This window comes from Nocardiopsis algeriensis, from assembly GCF_014203695.1.
GTDB classification, from domain to species: domain Bacteria; phylum Actinomycetota; class Actinomycetes; order Streptosporangiales; family Streptosporangiaceae; genus Nocardiopsis; species Nocardiopsis algeriensis.
This window is the reverse complement of record NZ_JACHJO010000003.1, coordinates 480,431-487,215: the sequence shown is the minus strand read 5'-3', so window position 1 is coordinate 487,215 and position 6,785 is coordinate 480,431. Positions and strand designations below refer to the sequence as shown.

The 6,785-nt window shown below is 71.7% G+C and carries 5 protein-coding genes; 1 reads left to right on the top strand and 4 read right to left on the bottom strand.

From position 1 onward, the window contains the following. Positions 1-401: 401 nt before the first annotated feature. Positions 402-1,703: a tyrosine--tRNA ligase gene (tyrS, locus tag FHS13_RS06630; RefSeq protein WP_184289113.1), complete on the bottom strand. Its 1,302-nt coding sequence runs from the start codon at positions 1,701-1,703 to the stop codon at positions 402-404. Between the two features lie 318 nt (positions 1,704-2,021). Between tyrS and FHS13_RS06625 the strand changes: the two genes are divergently transcribed. Next, positions 2,022-2,702 carry an HNH endonuclease family protein gene (locus FHS13_RS06625; protein ID WP_343064925.1) on the top strand — a complete coding sequence of 227 codons (681 nt, stop codon included), beginning with the start codon at positions 2,022-2,024 and terminating at the stop codon, positions 2,700-2,702. A 45-nt stretch (positions 2,703-2,747) separates the two neighbouring features. On the opposite strand, the gene FHS13_RS06620 is transcribed toward FHS13_RS06625, so the two are convergent. The 3 genes from FHS13_RS06620 to FHS13_RS06610 form a co-directional block, all read right to left on the bottom strand. Then, the gene (locus tag FHS13_RS06620) at positions 2,748-3,266 is read right to left on the bottom strand and encodes a hypothetical protein (protein ID WP_246404602.1); all 519 of its coding nucleotides are present in this window, start codon (positions 3,264-3,266) and stop codon (positions 2,748-2,750) included. 213 nt (positions 3,267-3,479) lie between these two features. Continuing rightward, positions 3,480-3,908, bottom strand: a complete 429-nt coding sequence (locus FHS13_RS06615; protein ID WP_184289107.1) for a DUF742 domain-containing protein — start codon at positions 3,906-3,908, stop codon at positions 3,480-3,482. Beyond that, positions 3,895-6,525, bottom strand: coding sequence for a sensor histidine kinase (locus FHS13_RS06610; protein WP_184289104.1), 2,631 nt, complete (start codon positions 6,523-6,525; stop codon positions 3,895-3,897). Before FHS13_RS06610 ends, FHS13_RS06615 begins: the two co-directional genes overlap by 14 nt. Between the last annotated feature and the right edge of the window lie 260 nt (positions 6,526-6,785).

The following is a 6,785-nucleotide window of genomic DNA, read 5'->3' as shown; positions in this document are numbered from 1 at the left end:
TGGTTGCTCTTCCGGAGAAGGCGTCTGCGTTTCCGCTTTGTTGTGTCTTCACTTTATCAGCGTTCCGGTCCGCCACCAAATCGGTGTTTTTCCGGTGTGCTTCACAAGTGAAGAAGTCCGTTTCCGCCCCGATTGCCTGGTCCGAAGACCCTGCTTTCCGAGGAGGCCTTCCGAAGCTTACACGGCTTCGGGCACTGCCCGGACCGAGCTTGTTCGGAGAGGAGGTTCGCCGCCGATCGCAGTCGGTCCCGCTCTCGAAGGAGCGCCCACCGTGCCGCTGCGGCCCGATCGACTATAGGCGGGCTCTGTGCGGGCGTCAAATCGCCTTCCCTGTCGTCCGGAAGTCCGCCGGTACAGCAGGAGGGCGGGCGCACGGAGCGCCCACCCTCCCCCTCGCCCTGTCAGGCCTTGAGGACGACGCCCCCGATGTTGCGCTTGCCCCGGCGCAGCACCACGAAGCGGCCTTCCAGCAGGTCCTCGGCGCCGAGACGGGCCTCCACGTCGGTGACCTTCTCGTTGTTCACGTAGGCCCCGCCCTCCTGGACCGCGCGGCGGGCCGCCGACTTGCTCGGGGTCAGGCCGCTCAGGGCGAACAGCTCCACCACCGACGGCAGCTCCGCCACCGGGCCCTCGACCTCGGCCTTGGGAACCTCGGCCAGGGCGGAGTCCAGCGTGCGGGCGTCCAGGGCGGACAGGTCCGCACGGCCGAACAGCGCCAGACTGGCGTCGACGACCTTGCGGCACTCCTCCTCGCCGTGGACGAGAGCGGTGAGTTCCTCGGCCAGGGCCCGCTGGGCGGCACGGGCCTGCGGACGCTCCTCCGTCCGGCGCTCCAGCTCCTCGATCTCCTCGCGTGTCCGGAAACTGAACACCTTGAGGTAGCGCACCACGTCGCGGTCGTCGGCGTTGAACCAGAACTGGTAGAACGCGTACGGCGAGGTCAGCTCGGGGTCGAGCCAGACCGTGCCGGTCTCGGTCTTGCCGAACTTGGTGCCGTCGGCCTTGGTCAGCAGGTTGGTGGTCAGCGCGTGCGCCGGGCCGTGCGGCTCGTTGGCGTCGATCCGGCGGACCAGGTCCAGGCCGGCGGTGATGTTTCCCCACTGGTCGGAGCCGCCGGTCTGGAGAACGCAGCCGTGGCGGCGGTAGAGCTGCACGAAGTCGTAGGACTGCAGGAGCACGTAGCTGAACTCGGTGTAGCTCATGCCTTCGCCGTCGAGGCGGGTCCTGACCGTCTCGCGGGCCAGCATCTGGTTGATGCTGAAGTGCTTGCCCACGTCGCGCAGGAACTCGATGGCGTTCATCGAGCCCAGCCACTCGGCGTTGTTGACCAGGATCGCGTCCGTCGGCTCTCCCTGCTTCCCCTCCGGCGCGAAGCGCAGGAACGACGACAGCTGACCGCGGAGGTTGTCGACCCACCCCAGCACGGTCTCCGCCGAGTTGAGCCGGCGCTCGGCGCTGGGCTTGGGGTCGCCGATCATGCCGGTGCCGCCGCCGACCAGGGCGATCGGGCGGTGTCCCGCCTGCTGGAAGCGGGCGAGGGTCAGGATCTGGGTGAGGTGTCCGACGTGCAGGCTGCCCGCCGTCGGGTCGAAGCCGCAATAGAGCGTGATCGGACCATCGGCGAGGGCCTTGCGGAGTGCGTCAAGGTCGGTCGTCTGCGCGATGAGGCCGCGCCACTGGAGTTCGTCGATGATGTCGGTCACTGTGATGCTCTCTGTCGTGTGGGCAGGCCCGGGGGCCGGTCTGCTTTGCAGTCTAGGCCCTGTTCTTCGGGTCACCTCGGGCCGCACGGCCGATCGGCACGCGACGGTGCCCTCCCCTCGGCGCCGGCACCTTCCCGCCTCCCTGCGGCTCCTTCTCGCTCACCCTCCTCGTCCTTCCGTCCCCTCGGACGGATTTCGCGCCGTGTTCCCGCACCCTCCGGGCGGGATCCGAATTCCGGCGCGTGTTCCCTTCGGCCGCACGCATGGGTCAAGCTGGTCATCGGCGTTGTCCCCTTCCGACCTACTGTGGAGCCCCTTGTGAAGAAGATCGGTGCGATCGTCGCCGGTGTCCTGGTCGCCGTCGCGGCCTTCGTCCTCTACGAGCTCGGCGTCATCACCCCCGACCCCCGGAGTGACGGAGGAGGCTCCGCGAGCGGACCGATGTCCGCCCCGTCGGGAGAGCCGTCCGCGGAGCAGGCCCTGAACAAGCTCGACGAGCTGCGGGTGGAGGAGGAGAGCCAGGCCTCGGGCTACGACCGCTCGGCCTTTCCCCACTGGACCTCGAACGTGCAGGACGGCTGCAACACGCGTGAGGCGGTTCTGGTGCGCTCCGGGGAGGGCGTCGAGGTCGGCGAGGACTGCGACATCACCTCGGGCACCTGGCACAGCGCCTACGACGGCGAGACCTTCACCGACCCGGGCGACCTCGACATCGATCACATGGTGCCACTGAAGGAGGGATGGCGCTCGGGGGCCCACGAGTGGACGACCGACAAGCGCGAGCAGTTCGCCAACGACATGGAGTCGGACCAGCTGTGGGCGGTGAGCGCCTCGTCCAACCGCTCCAAGAGCGACGGGGACCCGTCCGACTGGCTGCCCCCGCTGGAGTCGATGCACTGCGAGTACGCGGTCTCGTGGATCGAGGTCAAACACGTGTGGGACCTGAGTGTGGACCCGGACGAGGAGGCGGCACTGCGCGAGGTCCTCGCGAGCTGCTGATCCGTGCGGCCCGGCCCGCCGCGGAGCGGGCGGGCCGCACGCTCCTCAGGCCGGGTTCGCGTGGCGGACGCTGCGCGCGGTGGCCAGGAGTCCTTCCTCCCCGAGGGCGCCGAAGGCGTCCCGCACCTCCACCCCCACCCCCGCCGCCGGGCTCCAGAACGCCTCGGTCCCGCCGTGCAGGCCGGGCACCCCGCCGTTGTCGAACCCGGTGAGCTCCCAGGACTCCGGAGAGCGCTCGTGGTACTCGGCGAGGAAGTCGCGCAGCGATTCGAGGTCGGTGATCCTGTCACCGCGCATGACCAGGACCTGGAGGACGACCCTGGCGCCTCCCCCGTCCAGAGCCTCCTCCCACACCCTGCTCCGGAAGGTCACGTCCCCCCACTCGTACTCGAAGTCGGAGACCGAGGTCTTGTCGTCGATCTGCTCGGGCAGGTGCTCGATGGTGAAGCCGTCCAACTCTCCCCCTCGCGGGTCGGTACCGGCCGTGGCCCCCGTCAGGGCGAACACGAGCACGGCGGCAAGTACAGCGGTGAGCGCGGCCGCCGGCCGGCGGACAAAGGGCATGGTCACCTCCGGCCGGGGAGCGCCGGGTCCGTCCCGGGGCCTTCCGGCCCACTTCCATGCTGAACCGCGCCCGGGGCCGGGACCAGAGCGTTCTCCGGGCTGTGGACAACCCCGGTCCGGCACACTCCGTCTCCCCTTCCCCTTTTCGGTGAGGACCGAACCACGCGGCGCCCAAGGGCGGCGGAGGCCCCGGTCCCGGGAGCCGGGGACCGGTCAGAGGGCCTCCAGCCCCTCGAGGACGGCTTGGAGGAGTTCCGCCTGGCGGAGGGAGCGCGTGGGCTCGCAGCACCGGAGCGAGCCGTCCTCGACCATGCCCGCGGCGATCGCCCTGACCTGACCGACGGGCAGGTCGACCCGCGCAGCGAGCTCGGCGACGGTCCGGGGGCTGCGTGCGTGGTACAGGATCGCCTCCCGCTCGGGCCACAGTCCGCCTTCCCCCTCCTCGGTCCGCACGGCGACGACCGGGGTGAGCAGGTCGAGCAGGCCGGGGTCGACGGCCCGGGCGGCGCCGGGGTCCCCCGCCGTGACTGCGTAGGGGCGGAGGAACCGCTCCTCGGGCTCGGCCGGGGGCCCGTCGGGGCCGGCACGGCCGTCTCCGCTCTCCGGGGCCGCCGTGTCGAGCGATCCTCTACTGCTCACCATGTCCTCCCTGCCGTGTGGGAGCCGGGACCTGGTCTCCCGACCGCTCCCGGGGAACGGGCCGCTTGGGCAGCGGCGTGCCGTGGCCGCCTCCCCGGGATCCGGTGCGGGAAGGGTCCTGGGGACCGCTGGGGTGCCCTTCGGGCAGTGCGGGCCCGGCATGCGGCCCCGGGGGCAGGTACTGCCGATCGGCCGTGAAGGGCTGGGTCACCGAGGCGGCGGCCGTGCCGGCAGGACCGTAGGGGCCGGGATCGGGCAGCGGGCCCGTGTCCTGCGCCCCGTGCGGGGGGCGGCCCGACGCGCCCCAGGTCGGGACAGGGCCGGCGGGGAATTCCGGTGCCCCGGTGCGGGGCACGGCGTCGTGCCCCGGCGGTTCACCTGCCACCCGGGGATCGAAGCTGCCTGCGGGCACCGGGCCGGCGGGCACAGGAGCGCTCCGCGCCGGACCCGGTGGCACCGGAGCGGACGTCTTGTAGGCGCCGTTCACCCCCGGTTGTGTGTCGGCGGGAACGCGGGGCGGACGGAACTCGGGCGCCGACGGCTGCGCGCCGCCATGTCCGTCGGGCCGCGGAGTTCCGCCCCGGGGCGCGGCGGACACGTCGCCGCGTCCCTCCTGCTGCGGGTGCCGGACGGCGGGGAGCTGCGGCGGGGCGGGGTGCCGGGCCGGGTTCTCCACGGGTTCCAGCAGGGAGGCCGGTACCAGTGTGGTCGCACGGGTGCCGCCGTAGGGCGAGGGCCGCAGCCACACCCGCACGCCGTGGCGCTCGGCGAGGCGGGCGACGACGAACAGGCCCAGCCGGGGGTCTTCCGGCAACGCCATGACGTCGAACTCCGGTGGCCGGGAGAGGGTCCGCTGGGCTTGTGCGTAGCCCTGCTCGGACATGCCCAGCCCCCGGTCCTCGACCTCCACCAGCAGCCCCTCGGGGGCCGGGGTGCAGCTGACGTCCACCGGTGTGCCGGCAGGGGAGAACTGGGTGGCGTTCTCGACGAGTTCGGCGAGGAGGTGGACGATGTCGGACACCACCTGGCCGTGCATGAGCAGCCGGGGGACGGAGGTCAGGCGGACCCGCTCGTAGTCCTCGGTCTCGGCGATGGCCGCACGCAGTACGTCCACGAGCGGGCGCGGCTGGTTCCAGCGGCGTGTGGACTGCCCTCCGCCCAGGATGATGAGGTTGTCGGCATAGCGCCGGGCCCGGGTGGTGAGGTGGTCCAGGCGGAACAGGCGGCGCAGCGCCTCCGGGTCCTGCTCGTTGTACTCGAGCTCGTCGAGGAGGCGCAGCTGCCGCTGGACGAGGGTCTGGTTGCGGAAGGCGATGCCGAGGAAGGCCTTGTTGGCGCCGCGGCGGATCTCCGCCTGGCGGACGGCGGCCGCGACCGCGGTGAGCTGCGCGGTGTCGAACGCCTCGGCGACCTGGCCGATCTCGTCGTTCCCGGACTCGTCCAGGGGTGGCAGCTCCTCCTGGACGTCGACCTTTCCGCCGCGCTGGGCCCGGTCGATGATGCCGGGCAGGTCCTCGTCCCGGTCGAGGATCTGCCCGCGCAGCCGGGCGAGCCGGCCGGTGAGGCGGCGGGAGGAGCGGCTGACGGCGGAGATGGCCAGAATTCCGGCGAGGAGGGTGGCTGCGGCGGCGGCCACGCCGAAGGACACCCGCACCAGTGCGGTGTTCCAGGCCAGGTCGACGGTGTGTTCGACCTGGGCGGAGACAAGGTCGTCCATGAGCGCGAGCGCGCTGGAGGAGGACGCGTCCCACTCCTCGGCGTCCACGTCGACGGAGGAGTTCCACGTCGGCTCCCCTCCGCGCTCCACGACGGGAGAACGGGTGACCACCCGGCGGCTGAGTTCCTCGGTCCCGGCCCAGTCCCGGCTCCCGGTCATCTTCTCGTACCGGTCCCGCACACCGGGGTGCATGGCCTCGCGCGCGGACGTGAGGGCGGAGCGGTAGGAGGCGGTGAGGTGGGTGAAGTGCGCGGTCGCCCCGTGGTCCATCTCCCCCGCCGCGATGACTCCGGCCAGGAGTGCGTCGGCGGTGGCGTACTCGGCGCGGGCACCGAGCAGCTCGGTGGTGAGGACGGCGTCGGTGACGCTCTCACCGCCGTCGGTGGCGTGGACGAGCGCCGTGGTGACGGCGTCTGCCCCGGTGAGGACCTCCCCGTAGGTGAGGAGCACCTCCTCCTGGCTCGCGGTGTGCTCGTCCAGGCGCAGGCGGATCTCCTCCACGGTGCGGGAGGCTCCGAGGAAGGCGGCGGCGCTGCGCCGCACCTCCTCGTCTCCGCTGTCCCCCAGGTCCTCGGCCAGGGCCTCGGCATCGGCCAGGGCCGCATCGGTGCGCTCGCGCTGCTCGTCCAGGTCGCGTCCCGTGTCCTCGTCGGGGCCGCTGTCCTGGAAGCGGCCCAGGTAGACCAGGGAGAGGCGGCGTTCGGTGTGCAGTTCCCCGACGGCCTCCGCGAGGGCCTGGCTGCCCTCGCGCGCCTGGACGACCGCGCCCATCAGCTGCGCGGCCCGGACTGTGCCGACGGAGGCGACGACGAGCCAGAGCACGAGGAAGCACAGGCTCGGGACGAGCACGATGCGGGTGAGCTGTCCGCGGATCGTGGACGCCTTGATGTGGGTGGTGAACATGGCCCCCTCCAGCCTGGGCGGGTGCCGGGTGCCCGGGAGGAGGGCCTCGGCGGCTTTCGGTCATGCCGAGACTAGCGAAAAACCATTGCCCTTAGTTGCCAAACGATTACATCTAGTTGCAACAAGGGGGCAGAAAGACCATGTGCCGTGCTTTTTGCAGGTACGTGGCCCCTTCCCGAACCGTGGAAGGGGGCAGAGCGTACACATCAGGGGCCGTCCGCTGCCGCGTGGCGGCAGCGGACGGCCCCTGACCGAAAGGC